Here is a 26,306-nt window from a genome sequence, read left to right on the forward strand (position 1 = left end):
AGACTGGCCTGCGTGCTAGCCCCCGACGATGGACCCGAGGCCGCCGTCGTCATCGACCGGCTCGAGATGCGCTACGGCGCGAAGGTCGCCGTCGACGGGCTCTCGCTCACCGTCCCGCGTGGGTCGATCACGGCGGTGCTCGGCCCGAACGGGGCGGGCAAGACCACGACCCTCGAGACCTGCGAGGGCTTCCGTGCGCCTCAGGGCGGCTCGGTCCGCGTGCTCGGCCTCGACCCGGTGCGCCAGCGCAAGGAGCTGCTCCCCCGGATCGGCGTGATGCTGCAGTCCGGAGGCGCCTGGTCCGGCGCCCGGGCCGACGAGATGCTGCGCCACGTGGCAGCGCTGCACGCCCACCCCCTTCCCGTCGAGATGCTCGTCGAGCGGCTCGGCCTCGACGAGTGCGGCCGCACGCCCTACCGCCGGCTCTCGGGCGGGCAGCAGCAGCGTCTGAGCCTGGCGATGGCGGTCGTCGGCCGCCCCGAGCTGCTCTTCGTCGACGAGCCGACCGCGGGCATGGATCCCGCCGCCCGGCGCACGACGTGGGAGCTGCTGCGCGAGATGCAGAGCGACGGCGTCACGATCGTGCTGACGACCCACTACATGGACGAGGCCGAGCGCCTCGCCGACCTGGTGCACGTGATCGACCACGGCCGCGCGGTCGTCTCCGGGAGCCCCTTCGAGCTGACCCGGACCCGCGGCTCGGCCACCATCCGGCTGGTCCTCACCGAGCCCTTCCCCGCGGGTGCTCCCGAGTCCCTCGCCTCGGCGCTGGGGCCGCACACGGAGGTCACCGCCGTCAACGAGCACAGCCTGCTGATCACCGGGCCCGCCGATGCCTCGACGCTGGCGACCGTCTCGGCGTGGTGCGAGCGGCACGACGTGGTCCCCGAGTCCCTGACGCTCGGCCAGCGCACGCTCGAGGATGTCTTCCTGCAGCTCACCGGGCGCGAGCTCGGCACCGAGAAGGCGGCCAGTCGATGAGCGTCACCCCCACCGGCACCTTCACCCCCGCCCCGGGCTCCGCGCCGTACCTCCAGCAGGTGCGTGCCCAGGCCGGCATGGAGGCCCGACTCCTGATGCGCAACGGGGAGCAGATCCTGCTCGCCGTCGTGGTCCCGGTCCTGGTGCTCGTCGGCGGTGTGCTGGCCGCACGGCGGCTCGACCTGTCCTTCTCCCACCCCGGCGTCGACGTGCTCACACCGGGCGTCCTGGCGCTTGCCGTCATGTCGACGGCGTTCACCTCCCTGGCCATCGCGACCGGCTTCGAGCGTCGCTACGGCCTGCTGAAGCGACTCGGCGCCTCTCCTCTGCCCCGCAGCGGGCTGCTGCTCGGCAAGGTCGGCGCTCTGCTGGGCGTCCAGGTGCTCCAGGGCATCGTGCTCTGCAGCGTGGCGCTCGCGCTCGGCTGGAGTCCTCGCGGCGGCGTGTCGGGCGCCGCGCTGGCGCTGCTCAGCGTCGCCCTCGGGACCGCTGCCTTCGCGGGACTCGCGCTCGCCCTCGCCGGCAGCCTGCGCGCGGAGGCCACCCTGGCCGCCGCCAACCTCGTCTACCTGCTGCTGATGGCAGGCGGGGCCGTGGTGCTCCCGCGCTCGTCGTACGGCCCGGTCGGTGGTCTCCTGCAATTCCTGCCCTCCGCCGCGCTCGGCGACGCCATGCGGGCGGCCCTGCTCGACGGCACCAGCGCGGCGCTCCCTCTCCTCATCCTCCTGGGCTGGGCCGTCGTCGGCACCGCCCTCGCATCACGCTTCTTCAAGTGGGAGTGACCCCCGTGAACACCGCTGCCAACACCACCGACACCCTCGAGCGCACCTCGTCGACCGGCAGCCGGTGGCTGAGTCCGATCGCGATCGCCAACCTCGTCGCCAACATCGCGATCGTCGTGACCGGCGGCGCCGTGCGGCTCACCGCGTCGGGCCTCGGCTGCTCGGAGTGGCCGCGCTGCACCGAGGAGTCCTACGTCGCGCACTCCGAGCTCGGCATCCACGGCGCCATCGAGTTCGGCAACCGGATGCTGACCTGGGTGCTCGTCGCGATCGCGGTGTCGTGCTTCGTCCTCATGTGGCGTGCCGGGCTGCGCCGCGCCACCCGCCTCTCGCTCATCGTGATGCTGGGCATCCCCCTCCAGGCGGTCATCGGCGGCATCACCGTGCTCACCGAGCTGAACCCCTGGATCGTTGCGCTGCACCTGCTCGCCTCGATGGCGATCATCGGCGTCTGCGTGCTGCTGCTCGACGAGCTGCGCCACCCGGTGGAGGCTGGGTCCTCGCTGTGGCGGGTCGGCGCGGGCACCGGTGGCGCCGTACGGCGACTCGCCTGGGCGGTCTTCGTGGTGATGTGGGTGGTGCTCTACCTCGGCACGGTCGTGACCGGCAGCGGGCCGCACGCCGGTGACCTGGACGCCCGGCGCAACGGGCTGGACCCGCGCACGATGAGCCACCTGCACGCCTGGGTGGTCTACCTGCTGATCGCCCTCACCGTTGCCCTGGGGTGGCTGGCCCGCCGCCAGGCGCGTCAGGCCTTGGTGGCCGCCGCTGCCGTGCTGCTGACCCTCGAGCTGGCCCAGGGCGTGCTCGGCTTCGTGCAGTACTTCACCGACCTCCCCGAGATCCTGGTCGGCCTGCACATGCTCGGCGCCGCGGTGCTCTCCGCGACGGTGACCTGGGTGCTCGTCCGCGCCCACCGCGCCTGACCGACGCGGCGCCAACGCACCCCACACAACGCCCGAGTCGGCGCAAGCGCACGCCGTACGACGGTCGAGTCGGGGCAAGCGCACAGGGAAGGACGTGAAGTAGCGCCGACTCGGCGGTGAATCTGCGCCGACTCGGCGGTGAATCTGCGCCGACTCGGCGGTGAATCTGCGCCGACTCGGCGGTGAAGTAGCGCCGACTCGACCGTGAAGTAGCGCCGACTCGGCGGGTGGGGGGTGCGGGATGCGGGTCTGCACCCCCGTGACCAGGCCCGCTTCCCTGCACCGCCCGACCTGTCAGACGCGCTGGGACGCGGATCGGTTGCCAGCACCACGAGATTTCTTCGACGCCTCCCGGCGAGGCACGCGAGGGGCCCGGCCGGGGGCGCCGGTCAGCGCGTGAGCAGCGGGTCGAGCGCGACGGCGACGAACAGCAGCGAGAGGTACAGGTTCGAGCTGTGGAAGAGCCGCATCGGCCGGATGTCGCTGAGGTTGTCGCTGGCGCGGGTACGCCGCCACATAGCGTGCGCCTCGAACAGGAAGTAGGCACCCAGTGCGACGGCGGCCACGGGGTAGACCCAGCCGGTGTCGGCGACCGGCCACAGCAGCAGCGACGTCGCGACCAGCACCCAGCTGTAGATCACGATCTGGCGGCCCACCACGTGGGCGGGCGCGACCACCGGCAGCATCGGGACGTCGACGTTCGCGTAGTCCTCGCGGTAGCGCAGCGCCAGCGCCCAGGTGTGGGGCGGGGTCCAGAAGAAGACGACGAGGAAGAGCACCACCGGCGTCCAGGCCAGCTCGTTGGTCACGGCCGTCCAGCCGATCAGGGCCGGGAAGCAGCCCGCGAGACCGCCCCAGACGATGTTCTGGGTGGTCCGGCGCTTGAGGATCATCGTGTAGACGAGCACATAGAAGGCGTTCGCCCCCAGCGACAGCATCGCCGACAGCTCGTTGACCCCGAACCACAGGATCACCGTCGAGATCACACCGAGGGCGAGTCCGAACACCAGCGCGGAGCGGGTCGAGACCATGTGCCGTGGCAGCGCACGCCGGCGGGTCCGGCGCATCTGCTCGTCGATGTCGCGGTCGTAGACGCAGTTGAGCGCCGAGGCCGAGCCCGCCGACAGGGCGCCACCGATGACGGTGGCGACCACGAGGCCGAGGTCGGGCACGCCCCGGGCTGCGAAGAACATCACCGGCACGGTCGTCAGCAGCAGCAGCTCGATGACGCGCGGCTTGGTCAGTCCGACGTAGGCGGCGACGACATCACGGAAGGTCGCCTGCCCGTCGGGGCGCTCGGGGGCGTTGCCCCGGTCGAGACCCTCGAGGCCCACCTCGGGATCGGCGTCGTCCCCGGTGAGGTCCCCTACGGAGTGCTCCTGGGGGTCAGGAGCAGCAGAGGCCGAGCGGCCGACGTACGTCACAGAGATCCTCGCGGGGGTTGGGCTGGTGCGGAGTCGAGTCTATCGCCCGGGGTGAGTACGCTCAGAGGCGGCTGCACTCCCCTGGAAACACCGATCGAGAGGAACCCCGTGAGCGACACCGCGCGTCTGGACTGGAGCGAGATTGACCAGAGGGCGGTGGACACGGCGCGTGTCCTGGCCATGGACGCGGTCCAGAAGGTCGGCAACGGCCACCCGGGGACCGCGATGAGCCTGGCCCCGGTCGCTCATCTGCTCTTCCAGAAGGTGATGCGCCACAACCCGGCTGACCCCGACTGGGCCGGCCGCGACCGCTTCGTGCTCTCGCTGGGCCACAGCTCGATCACCCTCTACACCCAGCTCTTCCTCGGTGGCTTCGGACTCGAGATCGAGGACATCCAGGCGCTGCGCACGTGGGGCAGCAAGACGCCCGGCCACCCCGAGTTCGGCCACACCGCGGGCGTCGAGACCACCACCGGCCCGCTGGGCCAGGGCGTCGCCAACGCCATCGGCATGGCGATGGCCGCCCGCCGCGAGCGCGGCCTCCTCGACCCCCAGGCCCCGGCCGGCGAGTCGCCGTTCGACCACCGCGTCTACGCGCTCTGCAGCGACGGCGACCTGCAGGAGGGCGTGAGCGGCGAGGCCTCCTCGATCGCCGGCACCCAGCAGCTCGGCAACCTCACCCTGATCTACGACGCCAACCGGATCTCCATCGAGGGCGACACCGACGTGGCGTTCACCGAGGACGTCGCCAAGCGCTACGAGGCCTACGGCTGGCACGTGCAGACCGTCGACTGGACCCACGACGGCACCGGCTACACCGAGGACGTCCCCGCCCTGTACGACGCGATCCGCGCCGCCGAGGCCGAGACCGACCGCCCCAGCTTCATCGTGCTGCGCACCGTGATCGCCTGGCCCGCCCCCAACGCCCAGGGCACCGGCGCCTCGCACGGGTCCGCCCTCGGCGACGAGGAGATCGCGGCCACCAAGGAGATCCTGGGCTTCGACCCCGCCCAGAAGTTCGAGGTCCCGGCCGACGTCCTCGTCCACACCCGCTCGCTGGTCGAGCGCGGCAAGCTGGCCCAGCAGGAGTGGACGTCCTCCTTCGAGAAGTGGAAGGCCTCCGCCGACCTCGCCCTCTGGGAGCGACTGCAGACCCGCGCGCTGCCCGAGGGCCTGGCCGCGGCGCTGCCGACCTTCGACGCCGACCCGAAGGGCGTCGCCACCCGCAAGGCCTCCGGCGCGGTCATCAACGCGATGGCCGAGATGATGCCCGAGCTGTGGGGTGGCTCGGCCGACCTGGCCGAGTCCAACAACACCACGATCAAGGGTGCTCCGTCGTTCATCCCGGCCGACCGCAGCACCGACCAGTGGGACGGTGACCCGCTCGCCGGTCGCGTGCTGCACTTCGGCATCCGCGAGCACGCCATGGGCGCGATCATGAACGGCATCGCCCTGCACGGCGGCACCCGCGTCTTCGGCGGCACGTTCCTCACGTTCTCCGACTACATGCGCGGCTCGGTGCGCCTCGCGGCGCTGATGGGCCTGCCGGTCACCTACGTGTGGACCCACGACTCCATCGGCCTCGGCGAGGACGGCCCCACCCACCAGCCGATCGAGCACCTGGCCGCCCTGCGCGCGATCCCGGGCCTCGACGTCGTGCGCCCGGCCGACGCCAACGAGACGGCCGCCGCCTGGGCCGCGATCATGACCAACACCGACCGTCCGGCCGGTCTGTGCCTCACCCGCCAGAACGTCCCGGTCTTCCCGCGTGGCGAGGACGGCTTCAGCGACACCTCGCAGGTCCACCGCGGCGGCTACGTGCTCCTCGACACCGACGGCGGCCTGCCCGACGTCGTACTCGTCGGCACCGGCTCCGAGGTCCAGCTCGCGGTCGAAGCGCGCTCGATCCTCGCCGAGCAGGGCATCCGCGCGCGCGTCGTCTCGATGCCGTGCCTGGAGTGGTTCGAGGCTCAGGAGCAGTCCTACCGCGACACGGTGATCCCGCCGTCGGTGAAGGCCCGCGTCTCCGTGGAGGCCGGCATCAAGATGGGCTGGCGCGACGTCGTCGGCGACGCCGGCCGGATGGTCTCGATCGAGCAGTACGGCGCCAGCGCCGACTACGCCCGGATCTACACCGAGTACGGCGTGACCGCCCAGGCCGTCGCCGACGCCGCCCGGGACAGCATCGCCGCCGTGCCCGCCTGAGCTGATCGGCCTGAGAGAACCACCTGACCTGCTGATTGCCCGACCGACGATTGCCTGAAGGGGCGGCCCACGGGGAACCGTGGCACCACGAGCTCGCCCCACATCTGGGAGGAAGCACCTTGACTGACCGTCTGAAGTCCCTGTCCGACGCCGGAGTCTCGATCTGGCTCGACGACCTGTCGCGCGAGCGCATCGAGTCCGGCAACCTGGCCGACCTGGTGCGCGAGTCGTCGGTCGTCGGGGTGACCACCAACCCGACGATCTTCGCCTCGGCGCTGGCCAACGGCGAGCGCTACGACGCCCAGGTCAGGTCCCTGGTCGCCGAGGGCGCCGACGCGGACCGCGCGATCTTCGAGCTGACCACCGAGGACGTCCGCAACGCCTGCGACATCCTCGCGCCGGTCTATGCCAAGGCGCCGAACGACGGCCGGGTCTCGATCGAGGTCGAGCCGGGTCTGGCCCGCGACACCGCCGGCACCATCAAGGCCGCCCACGCGCTGTGGGCAGCGGTCGACCGCCCCAATGCGATGATCAAGATCCCCGCCACGGTCGAGGGCCTGCCGGCCATCACCAGCGCCATCGCGGACGGGATCAGCGTGAACGTGACGCTCATCTTCAGCCTCGAGCGCTACCGCCACGTGATGGACGCCTACCTCACCGGTCTGGAGCAGGCCCGGGACAAGGGCATCGACCTCGCGAGCATCTCGTCGGTCGCGTCGTTCTTCATCTCGCGCGTGGACAGTGAGGTGGACAAGCGTCTCGACGCCATCGGGACCGACACGGCCACGGTGCTCAAGGGCAAGGCCGCGCTGGCCAACGCCTGGCTGGCCTACGCCACCTATGCCGAGGTCTTCACCTCGCCGCGCTTCCAGGCGCTGCTCGACCGGGGCGCACGGCCGCAACGTCCGCTGTGGGCCTCCACCGGCGTCAAGGACCCGTCCTACCGCGACGACCTCTACGTCAGCGAGCTCGTGGTCTCCGACACCGTCAACACGATGCCGGAGAAGACCATGCAGGCCTTCGCCGAGCACGGTGAGCTGTCCGGCGACACCGTCACCGGCAAGGCCGGGCAGGCCGAGCAGGTCTTCGCGGCCCTGGCCGAGGTCGGGGTCGACTTCGACGACGTGCTGCTGGTGCTCGAGCGCGAGGGGCTCGAGAAGTTCGACGCCTCCTGGGCCGAGCTCGTCGAGACCGTCGGCGGGCAGCTCGACAAGGCCCGCGGGACGCAGACCGAGGCCGGCGCATGAGCGGGGCCGCCTGGACCATCGTGAACAGCGACGGGGCCGGTGCGGCCCCCTCCTCCACTCTCCGGACCACCTGCCCCGACCCCGCGTCGTACGACGAGGTGCTGGGGCGGCTGGTGAGCGACCGCGTGGCTTCGCGCCTCGCGGCCCAGGACCCCACCCTGTGGGGTCCAGAAGCTGAGGCCGAGGCCGGCAAGCGGCTGGCCTGGGTCGACCTGCCCACCGCGTCGCGACCGCTCGTCGCCGAGGTCACCGCGCTGCGCGACGAGTTGCGCGCCCAGGGCCTGACCCGCGTCGTGCTGTGCGGGATGGGCGGATCCTCGCTGGCACCCGAGGTGATCTGCGGCGCTGCCGGCGTCGAGCTCGTCGTGCTCGACTCCTCCGACCCCGACTTCGTGCGCACCGCGCTCGAGGACCGCCTCACCGAGACCGTGGTCGTGGTGTCCAGCAAGTCCGGCGGCACCGTGGAGACCGACAGCCAGCGCCGCGCCTTCGAGAAGGCCTTCACCGACGCCGGCATCGACGCGGCCCAGCGGATCGTCGTCGTCACCGACCCCGGCTCGCCGCTCTCCGAGGCGGCGACGGAGGCCGGCTATCGGGTCTTCCTCGCCGACCCGTCGGTGGGCGGCCGCTTCTCGGCGCTCACCGCCTTCGGCCTGGTGCCGTGCGGCCTGGCCGGTGCCGACATCGCCGCCCTCCTCGACGAGGCCGCCGCGGTGCGGCCCGCCCTCGAGGCCGACTCCCCCGACAACCTGTCCCTGCGCCTCGGCGGGCTGCTCGGCGCAGCGAACCTCGCCGGCGTCGACAAGCTCGTGCTCACCAACGCCGGTGCCGACTTCTCGGGGCTCGGCGACTGGATCGAGCAGCTGGTGGCGGAGTCGACCGGCAAGGACGGGCTCGGCATCCTGCCCGTGGTCGTGGAGGACGCGCACGCCCCCGACTTCCAGCCCAGCCGCCCCGACGAGGTGCTCTGCTCGTTCGGCCCCGGTGACGTCTTCGAGGGCGTCGCCCCGGCCTCCGGCTTCGCGGCCTCGGTGGACGCCCCGCTCGGCGCGCAGCTGCTGCTCTGGGAGCACGCCACCGCCGTCGCGGGACAGGTGATGGGGATCAACCCCTTCGACCAGCCCGACGTCGAGAGCGCCAAGTCCGCCGCGCGGGAGATGCTCGGCGGCGGTGCCTCCGCCCCGACGCCGCTCTTCGTCGACGGGCCGGTCACCGTCTACGCCTCCGAGGGCTGGCTGCCGGCCGGGACCAGCACGGTCATGGACGCCGTCACCGCGCTGCTCGGCGAGCTCGACGACCAGCACGGCTACGTGTCCGTCCAGGCCTATCTCGACCGGCACCGCGACGCGGCACTGGCCGCCGTACGCGCCCCGCTCGCCGAGCGCACCGAGCGCCCGGTGACCTTCGGATGGGGCCCGCGGTTCCTGCACTCGACGGGGCAGTACCACAAGGGAGGTCCGGCCACCGGCGTCTACCTGCAGGTGACCGGGCAGCCCGAGGCCGACCTCGCGGTGCCGGACCGGCCGTTCACCTTCCACGAGTTCCTCACCGCGCAGGCGGTGGGTGACGGTCAGGTGCTCGCGGCCAAGGGGCGGCCGGTGCTCCGGCTGCACGTCGAGAATCCGTCCGGGCTGGCCTCGGTGCGTGCGGCGCTGGCGTGAGGGGGTTGGTGTGACGGCATACACCAACCCGTTGCGGTCCCCCGATGACCGCCGCCTGCCGCGCATCGCCGGTCCCTGCAGCCTGGTGCTGTTCGGGGTGACCGGGGACCTGGCCCGCAAGAAGCTGATGCCGGCCGTCTACGACCTCGCCAACCGGGGGCTGCTGCCGCCGGGCTTCTCGCTCGTCGGCTACGCGCGGCGGGACTGGGCGGACCAAGACTTCGCTCAGATCGTGCACGACGCGGTGCGCGACAACGCACGGACGCCGTTCCGCGAGGAGACCTGGCAGCAGGTGGCCGAGGGGATCCGGTTCGTGCAGGGCGACTTCTCCGACGACGGCGCCTTCGACGAGCTGCGTCGTACCCTCGACGCGCTCGACGAGGAGCGCGGCACCGGTGGCAACCACGCGTTCTACCTCTCGATCCCCCCGCGCTTCTTCGGCGACGTGATCGGTCAGCTCAAGGAGCACGGCCTGGCCGAGGACAACGGGGACGCATGGCGTCGGGTGGTCGTGGAGAAGCCCTTCGGGCACGACCTCGCTTCGGCGCGCGAGCTCAACGCCATGGTCGAGGAGGTCTTTCCCGCCGAGTCGGTCTTCCGCATCGACCACTACCTCGGCAAGGAGACGGTCCAGAACATCCTGGCGATGCGCTTCGCCAACACGCTCTTCGAGCCGCTGTGGAGTGCGCACTTCGTGGACCACGTGCAGATCACGATGGCCGAGGACATCGGCATCGGCGGGCGCGCGGGCTACTACGACGGCATCGGCGCCGCCCGCGACGTGATCCAGAACCACCTGCTCCAGCTGATGGCGCTGATCGCGATGGAGGAGCCGCCGAGCTTCGACGCACAGGCGCTGCGGATCGAGAAGCAGAAGGTGCTCTCGTCGATCACGGTGCCCAAGCGTCTCGACCTGGCGACCGCCCGCGGTCAGTACACGGCAGGCTGGTCGGGCGGGCACCAGGTGCCGGGCTACATCAACGAGGACGACATCCCGGACTCCTCGACCACGGAGACCTACGCCGCCATCACGCTGGAGGTCGAGAACCGGCGCTGGGCCGGGGTTCCGTTCTACCTGCGGGCCGGCAAGCGGCTGGGTCGCCGGGTGACCGAGGTGGCGGTGGTCTTCAAGCGAGCGCCACACCTGCCCTTCCACGACACCGCCACCGAGGACCTGGGCAGCAACGCCCTGGTCATCCGCGTGCAGCCCGACGAGGGCGTGACGATCCGGTTCGGCGCGAAGGTGCCCGGCACCCAGCTCGAGATCCGTGACGTGAGCATGGACTTCGCCTACGGGGAGGCCTTCACCGAGGCCAGCCCGGAGGCCTACGAGCGGCTCATCCTCGACGTCCTGCTCGGCGACCCGCCCCTGTTCCCCCAGCACCAGGAGGTCGAGCTCTCCTGGCAGATCCTCGACCCGATCGTGGACTACTGGGCGCGCAGCGGGAAGCCGGACACCTACCCCGCAGGGACGTGGGGCCCGCCTTCCGCGGACACCATGCTGGCCCGCGACGGACGCACCTGGAGGCGACCATGATCGAGCTCGAGGACACCAGCGCCGCGGGCATCGCGGCGGAGCTGGTCCAGGCCCGCAAGCGTGCCGGGTCGCCGGCGATGGGGATGGTGATGACGCTCGTCGTCGTCGCCGACGAGGACGGCGTCGAGGCAGCCATGGAGGCCGCCCGCGAGGCCACCCACGAGCACCCGGCCCGCGTGCTCGTCGTGATCCTCGGAGACGGTCGTCGACGGTCCCGGGTCGACGCCCGGGTCGGCAACGGCGGCGGCTGGACCGGGGAGGTAGCGTTGATCCGCCTCAGCGGCGAGGTCATCAAGCACGCGGAGTCGGTCGTCCTCCCGCTGCTGCTGCCCGACTCCCCCGTGGTCGTCTGGTGGTCGTGCCAGGCGCCGTTGGAGCCGGGCGAGGACCCGATCGGGCGACTGGGCCAGCGACGGATCACCGACGTCACCTGCGGCCCCTCCAGCGCCGAGGCGCTGCTCACCCGGTGCCGCGCCTACTCCCCCGGCTCCACCGACCTGACGTGGACGCGGATCACCCCCTGGCGCGCGCTGCTCGCCGGGACGCTGGACCAGCACCACGAGAAGGTGCGGGCCGTCGAGGTGACGGCCGCGCGTGACGACCCCAGCGCCGATCTGCTCGCCGGCTGGCTGGCGGACCGACTCCGCGTCGAGGTGACCCGTCACGTCTCGCAGGAGCGGGGCATCCGCGAGGTCGTCATGGAGACCCGCAGCGGCCCCGTGCGGATCACCCGACGCGACGAGCACGTGGCCACCCTCAGCACTCCCGGTCAGCCGGACCGGACGGCCGCTCTGCGCACGCGTGGGCTGGCCGAGCTGCTCGCCGAGGAGCTGCGGCGCCTCGACGAGGACGATGTGTATGCCGCGACCGTGCGGCACCTGGCCGCCTCGACGAGGAGCTGACATGGCTGAACTCTCCCCCGCTGACCCCGCCGAGCCGCAGGTCGTGGTGCTGCCCGACCCGGCCATGCTCGCCGGGGAGGTCGCCTCCGCGCTGCTCGCCCGGCTCGAGGCTGCCCAGGACGAGGGCCGCGTGCCGCACGTCGTCCTGACCGGTGGCTCGATCGCCGACGAGATCCACCGCGAGATCGCCCGCCGCGCGACCGACTCCCACGTCGACTGGTCGCGCGTCGAGCTCTGGTGGGGTGACGAGCGGTTCGTGGCCCCCGGCACGGCCGACCGCAACGAGGCGCAGGCCGCCGAGGCGCTGCTCGACCAGCTCCCCCTCGACCCCGCCCGCGTGCACCGGATGCCGTCGACCGCCGACGTGCCCGACGTCGACGCCGGAGCCGCGTCGTACGCCGAGGAGCTGGCTTCGCTCGACGGCCCCTTCGACGTGGTGATGCTGGGCCTCGGCCCCGACGGGCACATCGCGTCGCTCTTCCCCGGTCACCCGGGGCTGGAGGCCACCGGGGCGGCCGTCGGCGTGCGGGAGTCGCCCAAGCCACCGCCGCTGCGCGTCTCGATGACGTTCGAGACCCTCAACCGAGCGCGGGCCGTGTGGTTCGTGGTCGACGGCGAGGGCAAGGCCGACGCCACGGCCCAGGCACTCGCCGGCGGCGACCACCGCGAGATCCCGGCGCGCGGCGTACAGGGCCAGGAGGAGACCACCTGGTTCCTCACCGAGTCCGCCGCCAGCCGCCTCTAGCCAGTAGGCGCAAGCGCACACCCCAAGACCGCCGAGTCGGCGCAAGCGCACACCTCAGGGGCGTTGAGTCGGCGCGAGCACGCGTCGTACGACGGAGCTGGCCCGGTTCGTTGTCCACAGGCCAGGCGATCGGCACTTGGCAGCTGAGCGTGCCAGCGGGACATTGACGCAATGTCTCTCGCCACGTGGCTCGGCCAGCCTCTCCTCGACGAGTCGTTTCCGCTGCCCTTGGACACGCCCTTCAGCACGAGCATGGCACTGCAGCAGGGGATCACTCGGGCGACCCTGAGCAAGCTGGTGGAGTCGAGGCTCTTGCACAGGCCGGTGCGCGGCACCTACCTGGCCGCCCAAGCCGGAGACTCGGTGGCGCTGCGTGCCGCGGCGTTGGCGTTGATCGCGCCGGAGGATGCCGTGATCTGCGGCCGCCACGCAGGGTGGCTCCACGGCGCGGAGATGCTGCTCGCGCCCAATGAGCACCTCGGGCTCCAGACCATCTGCATGTTCCGGCCCTCCGGGCACGGGCGGTTGAGGTCGAAGCTCGCCGACAGCGGCGAGCGCAACCTCGCGCGCGAGGACGTCATGGAGCTCCACGGCCTGCGCGTGACGACGCCAGTGCGCACCGCGCTCGACCTCGGGCGGCTCGAGCACCGGGACCGCGCGCTCGCCGGCCTGGACGCCATGGCACGTCTGGGTGGCTTCTCGGTGGAGACCTTGGTCCGGGAGGTGGAGCGATTCCGGGGCATGCGTGGCGTCGTGCAGCTGCGTGAGCTCGTCCTGATCGTCGACCCGCTGGCGGAGTCTCCGGGAGAGTCGGTGACGCGACTGAGGTGGATCGACGCCGGGCTGCCGACGCCGCGCCTCCAGATCGAGGTCCTGCGCAACGGCGTGGTCATCGCCCGTCTGGACATCGGCAACGAACCCCTTCGCCTCGCGGTCGAGTACGCCGGGGAGGAGTGGCACTCCACGCCGCTGCAGCGGTCGCACGACCAGGCCCGGCGCGCTGAGCTTGATCGCGACTTCGGCTGGGAGATCGTCCCTGTGCGGGCGGCGAACGTGTTCGGTCGGCACCGCGACTGTGAGGAACTGATGCTGCAGGGGGTACGACGAGCGCGGGAACGACTGGCTCGTCGGGCAGCGTGAGGCGCGTTGGCGCCGACTCACGCCGTACCGGATGTGCGTTAGCGCCGACTCACGCCGTACCGGGTGTGCATTAGCGCCGACTCACGCCGTACCCGGTGTGCACTCCTGCCGACTCACGCCCTGTCGGGCGCGCAGCAGCGCCGACTCGCGCTGGGGCGGGTCGGCGCTGGCTCGATCAGAAGATGATGTCGCCCGACTTCCGGCGGCTGCGCAGGAGCTGGACGGCCTCGTCGAGGATGTCGCGGGCCTCCTGGTCGGAGCGACGCTCCTTCACATAGGCCAGGTGCGTCTTGTAAGGCTCGGTCTTCGGGGCGGGCGGCGGGTTGTCGCAGTCCAGGCTGGCCGGCAGGCCGCACTTGGGGCAGTCCCACGACTCCGGCACCTGCGCCTCGATCGAGAAGGTCATCACCGAGCGGTGGTCGTTGGAGCAGAAGTAGGTCACCGCCTGGCGAGGGGCTGCCTCGCCGCGCTCAGCCTCGCCGAGCGGGCCGGCGCCGACCCGGCTCCCTCGAATCGCATTTCCTCCACCAGCCACGCCAAAGCCCCTTTCTCAGACGCCGCCGTAGGCCTTGAGCAGGCCCAGCGCGACGATGCATGCGAACCAGATGACGCCGATGCCGACCGTCAGACGGTCGAGGTTGCGCTCAGCAACCGATGAGCCACCCAACGAGCTCGAGACGCCGCCGCCGAACATGTCGGACAGACCGCCTCCGCGCCCCTTGTGGAGCAGCACGAGGAGGATGAGCAGCAGGCTCGTGATGACGAGCAGAACGGTGAAGAGGAGTGTCACGGTCGGTTAGCCTACGTCACGCTCGGCGCGTCAGATGACAGGCAGGTCGTAGAAACGGCAGATGCCGGCGAACTCCTCCGCCTGGAGGCTCGCGCCACCGACCAGAGCACCGTCCACGTCCTCCTTGGTCATGATGCCGGAGACGTTGGAGGACTTCACGGAGCCGCCGTAGAGGATCCGCACCTTGTCGGCCGCGTCGTCGCCGTGCAGCTCGCGGACCTTGCCGCGAATAGCTGCGCAGACCTCCTGCGCGTCCTCGGGGGTCGCGACCTCGCCGGTCCCGATGGCCCACACGGGCTCGTAGGCCACGACCAGGTCGGCGACCTGCTTGGCGGTGAAGCCGGCCAGGGACCCCTCGACCTGCGCCAGCGTGAACGGCACGTGCTCGCCGGCCTGACGGACCGGGAGGCCCTCGCCGACGCAGACGATGGGCGTCATGCCCGCGGCCAGCGCCTTGTGCGCCTTCGCGTTGACGACCGCGTCGCCCTCGGCGTGGTATTCACGGCGCTCGGAGTGACCCACGACGACATAGCTGCAGCCGAGCTTGGCGAGCATGTCCGCGGAGATCTCACCGGTGTAGGCGCCGGAGTCGTGCTCAGAGACGTCCTGGGCGGCGTACTTGATGGACAGCTTGTCGCCGTCGACCAGCGTCTGCACCGAGCGCAGGTCGGTGAAGGGAGGGACCACGACGACCTCCGCCTGCGCGAAGTCGTGCTTCTTGTCGGAGAGCGTCCAGGCGAGCTTCTGGACCAGGACCACTGCTTCCTGGTGGTTGAGATTCATCTTCCAGTTGCCCGCCATCAGGGGCGTGCGTGCGTTCTTGGCCATCGTGATCCTTCGGCTGCGAGTGGGTCGCCGGTCACGGCGACGGGGGGGACGGAGTGGGCCACGAGGGCCCGTGCCACGCGTCCCGGGAGCAGATCCCGGGACGCGTGGGTCGTGCGGACGAGCTCAGCTCTCCAGGACGGAGATGCCGGGCAGCTCCTTGCCCTCGAGGTATTCGAGGCTGGCGCCGCCACCGGTGGAGATGTGACCGAAGGCGTCGTCGGCGAAGCCGAGCTTGCGCACGGCTGCCGCGGAGTCTCCGCCGCCGACGACCGAGAGGCCGTCGACCTTGGTGAGCGCCTCGGCCACCGCACGGGTGCCGGCGGCGAACTCGTCGACCTCGAACACGCCCATCGGGCCGTTCCAGAAGACCGTCTTGGCGTCTGCCAGCGCTGCCGCGAAGGCAGCCCCGGACTCCGGACCGATGTCGAGGCCCAGCGTGTCCGCGGGGATGTTCGACGCCGGTACGACGATCGGGTCGGGGGTGGTCTCGCCCGTCGGGAACGAGTGGTCCACGACGATGTCGGTGGGCAGCACGATCTCGACACCCGACTCGCGGGCGCGGTCGAGGTAGAGCCGGCAGGTCGCCAGCTGGTCCTCCTCGAGCAGGCTCTGCCCGACCTCGTGGCCCTGGGCCTTGAGGAAGGTGAAGACCATGCCTCCGCCGATCAGCAGCTTGTCGGCCTTCTCCAGCAGGTGGTCGATGACCCCCAGCTTGTCGGAGACCTTCGAGCCACCGAGCACCACGACGTAGGGACGCTCCGGGTCGACGGTGAGACGACGGAGCACACCGATCTCGGTAGCGACCAGGTTGCCCATCGCGTGGGGCAGCCGCTGCGCCACGTCGTACACGGAGGCCTGCTTGCGGTGCACCACTCCGAACCCGTCGGAGACGAACGCATCGGCGAGAGCGACCAGCTGGTCGGCGAACGCACCGCGCTCCCCCTCGTCCTTGCTCGTCTCGCCCGGGTTGAAGCGGACGTTCTCCAGCACGGCGACGTCACCGTCGCCGAGCGCCGCGACGGTCTCGCGGGCGCTGTCCCCGACGGTGTCCGTCGCGAAGGCGACATCCTTGCCGAGCAGCTCGCCGAGCCGTACGGCCACGGGCTGGAGGGAGTACGCCGGGTCCGGCGCACCCTTGGGCCGGCCCAGGTGGGCGACCACCACCACCCGGGCACCGGCGTCAACCAGTGTCCGGATGGTGGGGACGCTTGCCCGGATCCGACCGTCGTCGGTGATGGTCGTCCCCTTGAGGGGCACGTTCAGGTCCGAGCGGACCAGGACGCGCTTGCCCCTCAGCTCACCGAGGGCGGCCAGGCCTGCGCTGGTGTCAGGCACGATCAGAGGGTCTCGCCCATGTAGCCGATCAGGTCCACGAGGCGGTTGGAGTAGCCCCACTCGTTGTCGTACCAGCCGACGACCTTGACCTGGTTGCCGATGACCTTGGTCAGCGGCGCGTCGAAGATGCACGACGCCGGGTCGGTGACGATGTCCGAGGACACGATCGGGTCGGTGGAGTACTTCAGGAAGCCCTTGAGCGGACCCTCCGCGGCGGCCTTGATGATCGCGTTGACCTCCTCCACGGTGGTCTCGCGGCCGGCCTCGAACGTGAGGTCGGTGGCGGAGCCCGTCGGGACCGGAACGCGCAGGGCGTAGCCGTCGAGGCGACCCTTGAGGTCGGGCATGACCAGGGCGATGGCCTTGGCGGCACCGGTGGACGTGGGCACGACGTTGAGCGCGGCGGCGCGCGCACGACGGGGGTCCTTGTGGATGTTGTCCAGCAGGTTCTGGTCGGCGGTGTAGGCGTGGACCGTCGTCATCAGGCCCTTGACGATGCCGAGCTCGTCGTGCAGCGGCTTGGCCATGGGGGCCAGGCAGTTGGTGGTGCACGACGCGTTGGAGATGACGTGGTGCTTCGTCGTGTCGTAGTCGGTGTGGTTGACACCCATGACCACGGTGATGTCCTCGTTCTTGGCGGGGGCCGAGATGATGACCTTCTTGGCGCCTGCGTCGATGTGGGCCTTGGCCTTGGTGGCGTCGGTGAAGAAGCCGGTCGACTCGATGACGACGTCGACGTTCAGCTCACCCCACTTGAGGTTGGCGGGGTCGCGCTCGGCGAACGCCGCGATCTCCTGGTCGCCGACGATGATCGAGTTCTCCGTGGAGGAGACCTCGGCGTCGAGGCGGCCCAGGATCGAGTCGAACTTCAGCAGGTGGGCGAGAGACGCGTTGTCGGTGAGGTCGTTCACCCCAACGATCTCGATGTCGGCGCCGGATGCGCGAACTGCCCGGAAGAAGTTGCGACCGATCCGGCCGAACCCGTTGATACCTACACGAACCGTCACTTCAAGGACTCCTCTGTGCGTTCTTCGAGTGTGACCGAGCACTCAGAGAGCACCCGGATTGTGGGCCACTCGAAACCCTACCCCGCCCGGAGGACCGGCCGCCGTCAGGAACGCGCTTGGGGTCGTTCGACCGAGCAAGACGTGCCAGACGTCCCGCGGAGGTGGGTCAGACGTCCTCAGACGTCCTCGGCCAGCATGTCCGGGGTCAGCGACGACTCGGTGTCGGGGATGCCGAGCTCCTCGGCCCGCTTGTCGGCCATCGCCAGCAGGCGGCGGATGCGGCCCGCGATGGCGTCCTTGGTGAGCACCGGCTCGTGGAGCTGGCCGAGCTCCTCGAGGGAGGCCTGCTTGTGTTCGAGGCGCAGGTGGCCGGCCATCCGCAGGTGGTCGGGGACCTCGTCGCCCAGGATCTCCATGGCGCGCTCGACCCGCGCTCCGGCGGCGACGGCGGCACGCGCGGACCGGCGCAGGTTGGCGTCGTCGAAGTTGGCCAGCCGGTTGGCCGTGGCCCGGACCTCGCGCCGCATCCGACGCTCCTCCCAGGCCATCAGGGACTCGTGGGCGCCCAGGCGGGTGAGCAGCGCGCCGATGGCGTCACCGTCGCGGATCACGACGCGGTCGACGCCACGCACCTCGCGCGCCTTGGCCTGGATCCCGACCCGACGGGCGACGCCGACGAGAGCGAGGGCGGCCTCAGGCCCGGGGCAGGTGACCTCCAGGGCGGAGGAGCGCCCCGGCTCGGTGAGCGACCCGTGCGCGAGGAAGGCCCCACGCCAGGCGGCGACGGCGTCGCAGCCGCCTCCGGACACGACCTGCGGCGGCAGGCCCCGCACCGGCCGGCCGCGCGCGTCGAGCAGGCCGGTCTGACGGGCCAGGGCCTCGCCGTCCTTGATCACCCGGACGATGTAGCGGGTCCCCTTGCGGATGCCGTTGCCCTGCACGACGGCCACGTCGGACTGGTGCCCGAAGACCTCGGCGATGTCCTTGCGCAGGCGGCGGGCGGCCGCGCCGGTGTCGAGCTCGGCCTCCACCACGATCCGTCCGCTGACGATGTGCAGTCCCCCGGCGAAACGCAGCATCGAGGCGACCTCCGCCTTGCGGCAGCAGGTCTTCGTGACCGGGGTGCTCGACAGCTCCGCCTTCACCTGTGCTGTCATCGCCATGCCGCAGATCCTCCCATGTCCGTCAATTCCATCCGTGCCCGGTCGAGCCCGTCGCGGGCTCCCTCCCCCGGTCCTCGCCGCCCCGGATGCTCACCCCATGATGCGGGCGTACGCCGCCGCGAGCCGAGCCGGATCGTGACGCGGCGTCCCGTCGCCGAGGGCGACGTCGTCGATGACCAGTGTCCCCCCGCTCGAGGTCACCACCTGCTCGAGCGTGATCGGGTCCGGTACGGCGGCGCGATCGGCGAGCACCGTGTGGATGCGCAGCTCCGGGGCGTGCTCGAAGAGAGCGGCCAGATGGTCCTCCGGTGCATAGCCGAGCGTCTCCCCCTGCTGTCCCTCGAGGTTGAGCACCACCAGCAGCCGCGCCTCGGTCGCCACCAGGGCATCACGCAGCGACGGGACCAGCAGGTGCGGGATCACCGACGTGTACCAGGAGCCGGGGCCGAGCACGACCCAGTCCGCCCCCAGGATCGCCTCGACCGCCTCCGGGCAGGCCGTCGGGTCGGGCGGGTCGAGCTGGATCCCGACGATCCTCCCCTCGGTGGTGGCCACCTCGATCTGGCCCCGCACGCGCGTGACCCCGGCGGCCGGCTCCGGGCCGCGGACGTCGGCGGTGATGTCGAGGGGCGAGGTGGACATCGGCAGCACCCGGCCCTGGGCGCCGAGCAGCTTCGCGACCAGCGCCAGTGCCTGCACGTGGTCGCCGAGCAGCTCCCACAGACCGACGATCAGGAGGTTGCCGACGGTGTGCCCGCGCATCTCACCCTCGCCGGCGAAGCGGTGCTGCAGCACCCGGGACCAGGTCTGCCCCCAGTCGTCGTCACCGCAGAGGGCGGCGAGCGCCATCCGCAGGTCACCGGGCGGGAGCACGCCGAACTCGCCGCGCAGTCGTCCCGAGGATCCGCCGTTGTCGGCCACGGTGACGACGGCGGTCAGGTCGTCGACGACGCGACGCAGCGACGACAGCGAGGCATACAGGCCGTGCCCGCCCCCGAGTGCCACGACCGAGGTGCCGCTCGGGGGCGGCGCGTCGAGCGTCACTCGCGTCCGAGGTCGCGGTGGGTGGCGCGGGCGTCGACCCCCGCCTCGGCCAGGCGAGCGGCGATCTCCTCGGACATCGCCACACTGCGGTGTTTGCCGCCCGTGCAGCCGATCGCGATCCGCATGAACCGCTTGCCCTCGGTGAGGTAGCCGGCGGCGACGGTGTGCAGCAGCGGCACGAACTGGTCCAGGAACTCCTGCGCTCCGTCGCGGCTCTTGACGTAGTCGGCGACCTCGGTGTCGCGGCCCGAGCGGGGCCGCAGCTCGGGCACCCAGTGGGGGTTGGGCAGGAAGCGCATGTCGGCGACGAAGTCGGCGTCGACCGGGATGCCGTACTTGAAGCCGAAGCTGATCACGTTGACCTTGAGCCGGGTCGCGTCGGGAGTGCCGAACGCCTCGGCCACCCGGTCGGTGAGCTGGTGCACGTTGAGGTTGCTGGTGTCGATGATCAGGTCGGCGCTGCCGCGCAGGTCGGCGAGGACGACGCGTTCGCGCTGCAGTCCGTCGAGCAGCCGACCACCCGCCTGCAGCGGATGCGGACGCCGAGCGGCCTCCTGCCGGCGGACGAGCACCTCGTCGGTCGCCTCCAGGAACAACAGCGTCGTACGGCGACCGGTGGCACCGCGCGCCAGGATCGACTGCAGGGCCCCGAAGAACGAGCCTGAGCGCACGTCGACCACGACGGCGATCGGCTGGGCGCTGCCGCGGCTCTCGTCGACCAGCTCCACGATCCCCTTGAGCAGGCTGGGGGGCAGGTTGTCGACGACGAAGAAGCCGAGGTCCTCGAGCTCCTTGGCCGCGGTGCTGCGCCCGGCGCCGGTCATGCCGGTGACGATGACCAGCTCTCCGGCGGTGTCGGAGGCCCGGCGGGCCTGGGCGGCGGCGGGCTCGTGCGTGGGCTGCATGATGTGTCAGTCCTCCTCGATCTCGCCGGTGGCGGTGTTGATGCGCACAGTCTGGCCGCTCGGCGCCGGCTCCGTGACCGCTTCCTTGATCGCGCTCGCCGTACGCGGGCCGATGCCGGGGACCAGGGCGATCTCCTCGACGGTCGCGACCTTGAGCTTCTTCAGCGATCCGAAGTGCTTGAGCAGCGTCTTGCGGCGGACCTCCCCCAGTCCGGGGACGTCGTCGAGCGCGCTCTCGACCATCGTCTTGGACCGGCGGCCGCGGTGGTGGTTGATCGCGAACCGGTGCGCCTCGTCCCGGATCCGCTGGAGCAGGTAGAGCCCCTCGCTGGAGCGCGGCAGGATCACCGGGTCCTCCTCCTTCGGGAGCCAGACCTCCTCCAGGCGCTTGGCGAGCCCGCACACCGGGATGTCGTCGATGCCGAGCTCCTCGAGGGCCCGCTGGGCGGCCGCGACCTGGGGCGGGCCGCCGTCCACCACGACGAGGCCCGGGGCGTAGGCGAACTTGCGGGGCCGTCCGGTCTCCGGGTCGACGAGCATCGGTCCCTGGTCGGCCGCCACCTCGCCTCCGGCGCCGGCGACGACGTCGCCGGTCTTGGCCTGGTCGTCGAGCAGGCGACGGAACCGTCGGGTGATCACCTCGTGCATCGACGCGACGTCGTTCTGCCCCTCGACCCCGCGGATCACGAAGCGGCGGTACTCCCCCTTGCGGGCGAGACCGTCCTCGAAGACCACCATCGAGGCCACCACCTCGGTGCCCTGCAGGTTGGAGACGTCGTAGCACTCGATGCGCAGCGGCACCTCCTCCAGCTCCAGCGCCTGCTGGATCTCCTCCAGCGCCCGGTTGCGGGTGGTCAGGTCGCTGGCGCGCTTGGTGCGGTGCAGGTTGAGCGCCTGCTGGGCGTTGCGGCCGACCGTCTCCTGCAGCGACTTCTTGTCGCCGCGCTGCGGCACCCGGATCGCGACCCGGCTCCCCCGCAGCTCGCTGAGGAGCTGCTCCATCGTCTCCAGGTCGGGCGGCAGCGCCGGGACCAGGACCTCGCGGGGAATGTTCTCCGCGGAGTCGCCGGCATAGAGCTGGAGCAGGAAGTTCTCCACCAGCTCGGGGGTCTCGCCCTCCTCCACCCGGTCTGCGACCCAGCCGCGTTGACCGCGGATCCGGCCGCCGCGCACGTAGAAGATCTGCACCGCCACCTCGAGCGGGTCCTGCGCGAACGCGATGACGTCGGCGTCGGTGCCGTCGCCGAGGACGACGGCCTGCTTCTCCAGCGCGCGGTTGAGCGCCCCCAGGTCGTCGCGCAGGCGCGCGGCCCTCTCGAAGTCGAGCGCCTCGGAGGCGGCGTACATCTCCTTCTCGACGCGGCGGACGAACGCGGTGGTCTGCCCGCCCATGAAGTCGCAGAAGTCGTCGACGATGCGCCGGTGCTCGTCCGGGCTGACGTTGCCCACGCAGGGGGCCGCGCACTTGTCGATGTAGCCGAGCAGGCACGGTCGCCCGATCTGCGCCGAGCGCTTGAAGACACCGGTCGAGCACGAGCGCATCGGGAAGACCCGCAGCAGCAGGTCGACGGTCTCGCGGATCGCCCACGCGTGGCTGTAGGGGCCGAAGTAGCGGGTCCCCTTCTTCTTGGCGCCGCGACCGACCATCACCCGCGGGAACTCCTCGCCGGTGGTCACCGCCAGCCAGGGATAGGACTTGTCGTCGCGGTACTTCACGTTGAAGCGCGGGTCGTACTCCTTGATCCAGGAGTACTCCAGCTGCAGCGCCTCGACCTCGGTGTTCACGACCGTCCACTCGACGCTCGCCGCCGTGGTGACCATCGTGGCGGTGCGCGGGTGCAGTCCCCCGATGTCCTGGAAGTACGACGAGAGCCGGGCGCGCAGGTTCTTGGCCTTGCCGACGTAGATGACGCGGCCGCGGGAGTCACGGAACCGGTAGACCCCCGGCTGGGTCGGGATCGACCCGGGCTCCGGACGGTAGGAGAGCGGTCCTCGGGAGCGTTGGGCGGGTCGAGCTGGCGTCACCCGGCAACCCTACGTGGCGGCTCCGACAGCGCCGGGTCAGGCCAGCAGGATCTGGTCGCCCTCGACCGTGATCTCGACCGCCTCGAGTCCCGACGTGGCGGGCCCCTGGGTGACGTCGCCGCTCGCCGCGTCGTACTGGCTGCCGTGGTGGGAGCAGGTGATGGTGCCGTCGGCGACGTCCGTGACGAGCTGGCCCTGGTGGGGGCAGACGGCCGAGTAGGCCTTGAACTCCCCCTCGGTGGGCTGGGTGAGCACGAGCTTGGCGCCGGTGAGGATCAGACCGCCCTCGACGGGCACCTCGCTCGTGGTGGCCAGGGCGTCGCCGGGCGTCGCGGTGTCGCCCGAGCCGCCCTCGGAGCCGCCCGTCGTCGACTCGCCGTCGTCACCGCCGGCGCAGCCGGCCAGCGCGGCGGCCACGGCGAGCGCCCCGAGTCCATGGAAGACGATCCTGCGGGTGGGCTGGAACTGCTCGGCCATGGTCTTCTCCTCGCCTGGGCGGACGTCGGGAACAGACTAGCCAGGCTCACCTGGCCTTCGGGGCCACCGTCTTGCGCGCTGCTGCCTTCCGTGGGGCCGCTGTCTTCTTCGCCGCTGTCTTCTTCGCCACGATCTTCTGGGCCGGGGCCGCAGCCGCAGCCGCCTTCTTGGCGGCTGCCTTCTCCGCGCGCTCGAGTGCGGCGGCGCGCTTGGCGGCGGCCTTGGTCACCTTCAACACCGGAACGGGTGCGTCCACGGCCTCCGAGGCGGTCGCGTGGCGGCCCTCGAGCAGCGGTGCCAGGTACCGCCCGGTGTGGCTGTCCGGGTGGGCGGCGACCTGCTCGGGCGTGCCCTCCGCCACGACGAGGCCGCCGCGCGAGCCGCCCTCGGGGCCCATGTCGACCAGCCAGTCGGCGGTCTTGATGACGTCGAGGTTGTGCTCGATGACCAGCACCGTGTTGCCCTGGTCGACGAGGCGACCCAGCACCAGCAGCAGCTTGCGGATGTCCTCGAAGTGCAGACCCGTGGTCGGCTCGTCGAGCACATAGACGGTGCGACCGGTGGAGCGCTTCTGCAGCTCGGCGGCCAGCTTCACGCGCTGGGCCTCGCCGCCCGACAGCGTGGTCGCCGGCTGCCCGAGCCGGACGTAGCCCAGCCCCACCTCGACCAGCGTCTTGAGGTGGCGCGCGATCGCCGGGACGGCGCCGAAGAAGTCGACGGCCTCCTCGATCGGCATGTCGAGGACCTCCGCGATGGTCTTGCCCTTGTAGTGCACCTCGAGCGTCTCGCGGTTGTAGCGCGCCCCGTGGCAGACCTCGCAGGGGACGTAGACGTCCGGCAGGAAGTTCATCTCGATCTTGATCGTGCCGTCGCCGTGGCAGGCCTCGCAGCGTCCGCCCTTGACGTTGAACGAGAAGCGCCCCTGCAGGTAGCCGCGCATCTTGGCCTCGGGGGTCGAGGCGAACAGCTTGCGGACGTGGTCGAAGACGCCGGTGTACGTCGCGGGGTTGGACCGCGGCGTGCGTCCGATCGGCGACTGGTCGACGTGGATGACCTTGTCGATGTGCTCGGTGCCGGTGATCTTGCGGTGCCGCCCGGGGATGGTGCGTGCGTTGTAGATCTGCTTGGCCAGCGAGGTGTAGAGGATGTCGTTGACCAGCGTCGACTTGCCGGAGCCGGAGACGCCGGTGACGGCCACGAACATCCCGAGCGGGAACGACACGTCGACGTCGCGCAGGTTGTTCTCCCGCGCCCCGTGGACCGTGAGCTCGCGGCCCTTGGTCTTCGGGCGGCGGATCTCGGGTACGGCGATCTCGCGGCGCCCGGAGAGGTACTGCCCCGTGAGCGAGTCGGGGTGCTCGTAGAGACCCTTCACCGTGCCGGCGTGGACGACCTGTCCGCCGTGCTCACCGGCGCCCGGACCGATGTCGACGACGTAGTCGGCCGCGCGGATGGTGTCCTCGTCGTGCTCGACGACGATCAGCGTGTTGCCGAGGTCCTTGAGCCGCACCAGGGTCTCGATGAGCCGCTGGTTGTCGCGCTGGTGCAGACCGATGGAGGGCTCGTCGAGGACGTAGAGGACGCCGACCAGGCCGGCACCGATCTGGGTCGCGAGCCGGATCCGCTGCGCCTCGCCGCCCGACAGCGAGCCCGAGGGCCGGTCCAGCGAGAGGTAGTCGAGCCCGACGTCGAGCAGGAAGTTGAGCCGCTCCTGGATCTCCTTGAGCACGCGCTCGCCGATCTGGCGCTCGCGCTCGCTCAGTTCCAGGTCGAGCAGGAAAACCGAGGTCTCGTTGATCGGCATCCGGCAGACCTCGGCGATGTTCTTGCCGCCGAGGGTCACCGCCATCGAGACCGGGCGCAGTCGGCTGCCCTCACACGCCGGGCAGGGCACCTCACGCATGAAGCCCTCGAAGCGGTCCCGGCTGGTGTCGGACTCCGCCTCGCTGTGGCGACGCTCGATGTAGCTGCGCACGCCCTCGAACTCGGTGTAGTAGGAGCGCTCGCGGCCGTAGCGGTTGCGGTGGCGGACGTGGACCTTGGTGGCGTGGCCGTCGAGGATGGCCTTCTGCGCCTTCGGCGTCAGCCCCTCCCACGGCGTGTTCAGGTCGAAGCCGAGCTCGTCGCCCAGGGCGCCCAGGATGCGCAGGAAGTAGTCGGCGACGTGGGCGCCGCTCCAGGGCTGGATCGCGCCCGAGCCGAGGGTGGCCGACGGGTCCGGCACGACGAGCTCGGGGTCGACCTCCATCCGGGTGCCGATCCCGTGGCACGCCGTACACGCGCCGAACGGGGAGTTGAACGAGAACGAGCGGGGCTCGAGATCGTCGGTCTCGATGGCGTGGTCGTTGGGGCACGACATCTTCTCGGAGAACTTCATCTCCCGGACCGGGTCCTTGGCGTCCAGGTCGACGAAGTCGAAGACGACCAGGCCGCTGGCCAGGCCGAGCGCGGTCTCGACCGAGTCGGTGAGCCGGCGCTTGGAGGACTCCTTGACCGCGAGGCGGTCCACGACGACCTCGATCGTGTGCTTCTTCTGCTTGTCCAGCTTGGGCGGGTCGTCGAGCTGGTGGGTCTCGCCGTTCACGCGGGCGCGGGAGAAGCCCTGGGTCTGCAGCTGCTTGAAGAGCTCGACGTACTCGCCCTTGCGTCCGCGGATGACCGGGGCGAGGACCTGGAAACGGCGTCCCTCCTCGAGGGCGAGGATCCGGTCCACGATCTGCTGCGGGGTCTGCCGCTCGATGGGCGCACCGCAGGTCGGGCAGTGCGGGCGGCCGGCGCGGGCGTAGAGCAGTCGCAGGTAGTCGTAGACCTCGGTGATCGTGCCGACCGTGGAGCGGGGGTTCTTCGAGGTGGACTTCTGGTCGATCGAGACCGCGGGCGAGAGGCCCTCGATGAAGTCGACGTCGGGCTTGTCCATCTGGCCGAGGAACTGGCGGGCGTAGGCCGAGAGCGACTCGACGTAGCGCCGCTGCCCCTCGGCGAAGATCGTGTCGAACGCGAGGCTGGACTTGCCGGACCCCGACAGGCCGGTGAAGACGATGAGCGAGTCCCGGGGGAGCTCGAGGGAGACGTCCTTGAGGTTGTGCTCCCGGGCACCCCGGATGAGGATCTGGTCGGCCACAGTTTTCCTAATGTCGGGGTCTCTGGGACAGCGAAGCGGTTCGAACAAGTGTTCGCCAAGG

At 71.0% G+C, this 26,306-nt stretch carries 22 protein-coding genes; 10 read left to right on the forward strand and 12 right to left on the reverse strand.

What is annotated here, in order from left to right; genetic code table 11:
* The first annotated feature begins 12 nt into the window (after positions 1-12).
* From ACYU7L_RS01985 to ACYU7L_RS01995, 3 genes are read left to right on the forward strand one after another with little or no spacing between them, the layout of a single operon-like run.
* Positions 13-981: an ABC transporter ATP-binding protein gene (locus ACYU7L_RS01985; protein ID WP_460793505.1), complete on the forward strand. Its 969-nt coding sequence runs from the start codon at positions 13-15 to the stop codon at positions 979-981.
* Positions 978-1,763, forward strand: coding sequence for an ABC transporter permease (locus tag ACYU7L_RS01990; RefSeq protein ID WP_460793506.1), 786 nt, complete (start codon positions 978-980; stop codon positions 1,761-1,763). Before ACYU7L_RS01985 ends, ACYU7L_RS01990 begins: the two co-directional genes overlap by 4 nt.
* Positions 1,764-1,768: 5 nt before the next feature.
* A complete protein-coding gene (locus tag ACYU7L_RS01995) occupies positions 1,769-2,689 on the forward strand; it encodes a COX15/CtaA family protein (protein WP_460793507.1) in 921 nt (306 codons plus the stop codon).
* A 389-nt stretch (positions 2,690-3,078) separates the two neighbouring features.
* Here the strand turns inward: ACYU7L_RS01995 and ACYU7L_RS02000 are convergent, their stop codons facing one another.
* Positions 3,079-4,113 carry a heme o synthase gene (locus tag ACYU7L_RS02000; RefSeq protein WP_460793508.1) on the reverse strand — a complete coding sequence of 345 codons (1,035 nt, stop codon included), beginning with the start codon at positions 4,111-4,113 and terminating at the stop codon, positions 3,079-3,081.
* A gap of 180 nt (positions 4,114-4,293) precedes the next feature.
* Here ACYU7L_RS02000 and tkt point away from each other — a divergent pair, with 180 nt between their 5' ends.
* The 7 genes from tkt to ACYU7L_RS02035 all read left to right on the forward strand — a co-directional run bounded on the left by tkt (position 4,294) and on the right by ACYU7L_RS02035 (position 13,550).
* Complete coding sequence (tkt, locus tag ACYU7L_RS02005) at positions 4,294-6,318, forward strand: transketolase (protein WP_460793635.1); 2,025 nt, start codon at positions 4,294-4,296, stop codon at positions 6,316-6,318.
* Between the two features lie 119 nt (positions 6,319-6,437).
* Positions 6,438-7,565 (forward strand): transaldolase, encoded by a 1,128-nt coding sequence (gene tal, locus ACYU7L_RS02010; protein ID WP_460793509.1) that lies wholly within the window; start codon positions 6,438-6,440, stop codon positions 7,563-7,565.
* Complete coding sequence (locus tag ACYU7L_RS02015) at positions 7,562-9,226, forward strand: glucose-6-phosphate isomerase (RefSeq protein WP_460793510.1); 1,665 nt, start codon at positions 7,562-7,564, stop codon at positions 9,224-9,226. The genes tal and ACYU7L_RS02015 overlap by 4 nt, the downstream gene beginning before the upstream one ends.
* A 10-nt stretch (positions 9,227-9,236) precedes the next feature.
* Positions 9,237-10,763, forward strand: coding sequence for a glucose-6-phosphate dehydrogenase (gene zwf, locus ACYU7L_RS02020; RefSeq protein ID WP_460793511.1), 1,527 nt, complete (start codon positions 9,237-9,239; stop codon positions 10,761-10,763).
* Positions 10,760-11,665 carry a glucose-6-phosphate dehydrogenase assembly protein OpcA gene (locus tag ACYU7L_RS02025; RefSeq protein WP_460793512.1) on the forward strand — a complete coding sequence of 302 codons (906 nt, stop codon included), beginning with the start codon at positions 10,760-10,762 and terminating at the stop codon, positions 11,663-11,665. The genes zwf and ACYU7L_RS02025 overlap by 4 nt, the downstream gene beginning before the upstream one ends.
* Position 11,666: 1 nt before the next feature.
* Entirely contained in the window at positions 11,667-12,410 is a 744-nt protein-coding gene (gene pgl, locus ACYU7L_RS02030; RefSeq protein ID WP_460793513.1) for a 6-phosphogluconolactonase, read from the forward strand.
* A gap of 171 nt (positions 12,411-12,581) precedes the next feature.
* Positions 12,582-13,550: a type IV toxin-antitoxin system AbiEi family antitoxin domain-containing protein gene (locus ACYU7L_RS02035; protein WP_460793514.1), complete on the forward strand. Its 969-nt coding sequence runs from the start codon at positions 12,582-12,584 to the stop codon at positions 13,548-13,550.
* 175 nt (positions 13,551-13,725) lie between these two features.
* On the opposite strand, the gene ACYU7L_RS02040 is transcribed toward ACYU7L_RS02035, so the two are convergent.
* From ACYU7L_RS02040 to uvrA, 11 genes are all read right to left on the reverse strand, one after another.
* Positions 13,726-14,085 carry an RNA polymerase-binding protein RbpA gene (locus ACYU7L_RS02040; RefSeq protein WP_460793515.1) on the reverse strand — a complete coding sequence of 120 codons (360 nt, stop codon included), beginning with the start codon at positions 14,083-14,085 and terminating at the stop codon, positions 13,726-13,728.
* A gap of 15 nt (positions 14,086-14,100) precedes the next feature.
* Positions 14,101-14,340 carry a preprotein translocase subunit SecG gene (gene secG / locus ACYU7L_RS02045; protein WP_460793516.1) on the reverse strand — a complete coding sequence of 80 codons (240 nt, stop codon included), beginning with the start codon at positions 14,338-14,340 and terminating at the stop codon, positions 14,101-14,103.
* A 30-nt stretch (positions 14,341-14,370) separates the two neighbouring features.
* On the reverse strand, positions 14,371-15,168 hold the full coding sequence (gene tpiA, locus ACYU7L_RS02050) for a triose-phosphate isomerase (RefSeq protein ID WP_460793517.1): 798 nt from the start codon (positions 15,166-15,168) through the stop codon (positions 14,371-14,373).
* Positions 15,169-15,291: 123 nt separating this feature from the next.
* Positions 15,292-16,503 carry a phosphoglycerate kinase gene (locus tag ACYU7L_RS02055; RefSeq protein WP_460793518.1) on the reverse strand — a complete coding sequence of 404 codons (1,212 nt, stop codon included), beginning with the start codon at positions 16,501-16,503 and terminating at the stop codon, positions 15,292-15,294.
* A 2-nt stretch (positions 16,504-16,505) separates the two neighbouring features.
* Positions 16,506-17,510, reverse strand: a complete 1,005-nt coding sequence (gene gap / locus ACYU7L_RS02060) for a type I glyceraldehyde-3-phosphate dehydrogenase (protein ID WP_460793519.1) — start codon at positions 17,508-17,510, stop codon at positions 16,506-16,508.
* A gap of 176 nt (positions 17,511-17,686) precedes the next feature.
* Complete coding sequence (gene whiA, locus ACYU7L_RS02065) at positions 17,687-18,673, reverse strand: DNA-binding protein WhiA (protein WP_460793520.1); 987 nt, start codon at positions 18,671-18,673, stop codon at positions 17,687-17,689.
* A 90-nt stretch (positions 18,674-18,763) separates the two neighbouring features.
* The gene (locus tag ACYU7L_RS02070; protein WP_460793521.1) at positions 18,764-19,717 is read right to left on the reverse strand and encodes a gluconeogenesis factor YvcK family protein; all 954 of its coding nucleotides are present in this window, start codon (positions 19,715-19,717) and stop codon (positions 18,764-18,766) included.
* Positions 19,714-20,622 carry an RNase adapter RapZ gene (rapZ, locus tag ACYU7L_RS02075; RefSeq protein ID WP_460793522.1) on the reverse strand — a complete coding sequence of 303 codons (909 nt, stop codon included), beginning with the start codon at positions 20,620-20,622 and terminating at the stop codon, positions 19,714-19,716. Before rapZ ends, ACYU7L_RS02070 begins: the two co-directional genes overlap by 4 nt.
* Before the next feature lie 6 nt (positions 20,623-20,628).
* Positions 20,629-22,647: an excinuclease ABC subunit UvrC gene (uvrC, locus tag ACYU7L_RS02080; RefSeq protein WP_460793523.1), complete on the reverse strand. Its 2,019-nt coding sequence runs from the start codon at positions 22,645-22,647 to the stop codon at positions 20,629-20,631.
* Between the two features lie 36 nt (positions 22,648-22,683).
* Positions 22,684-23,124 (reverse strand): Rieske (2Fe-2S) protein, encoded by a 441-nt coding sequence (locus ACYU7L_RS02085; RefSeq protein ID WP_460793524.1) that lies wholly within the window; start codon positions 23,122-23,124, stop codon positions 22,684-22,686.
* Between the two features lie 46 nt (positions 23,125-23,170).
* Positions 23,171-26,245: an excinuclease ABC subunit UvrA gene (gene uvrA / locus ACYU7L_RS02090; RefSeq protein WP_460793525.1), complete on the reverse strand. Its 3,075-nt coding sequence runs from the start codon at positions 26,243-26,245 to the stop codon at positions 23,171-23,173.
* Between the last annotated feature and the right edge of the window lie 61 nt (positions 26,246-26,306).

Source organism: Nocardioides pacificus, from assembly GCF_054775955.1.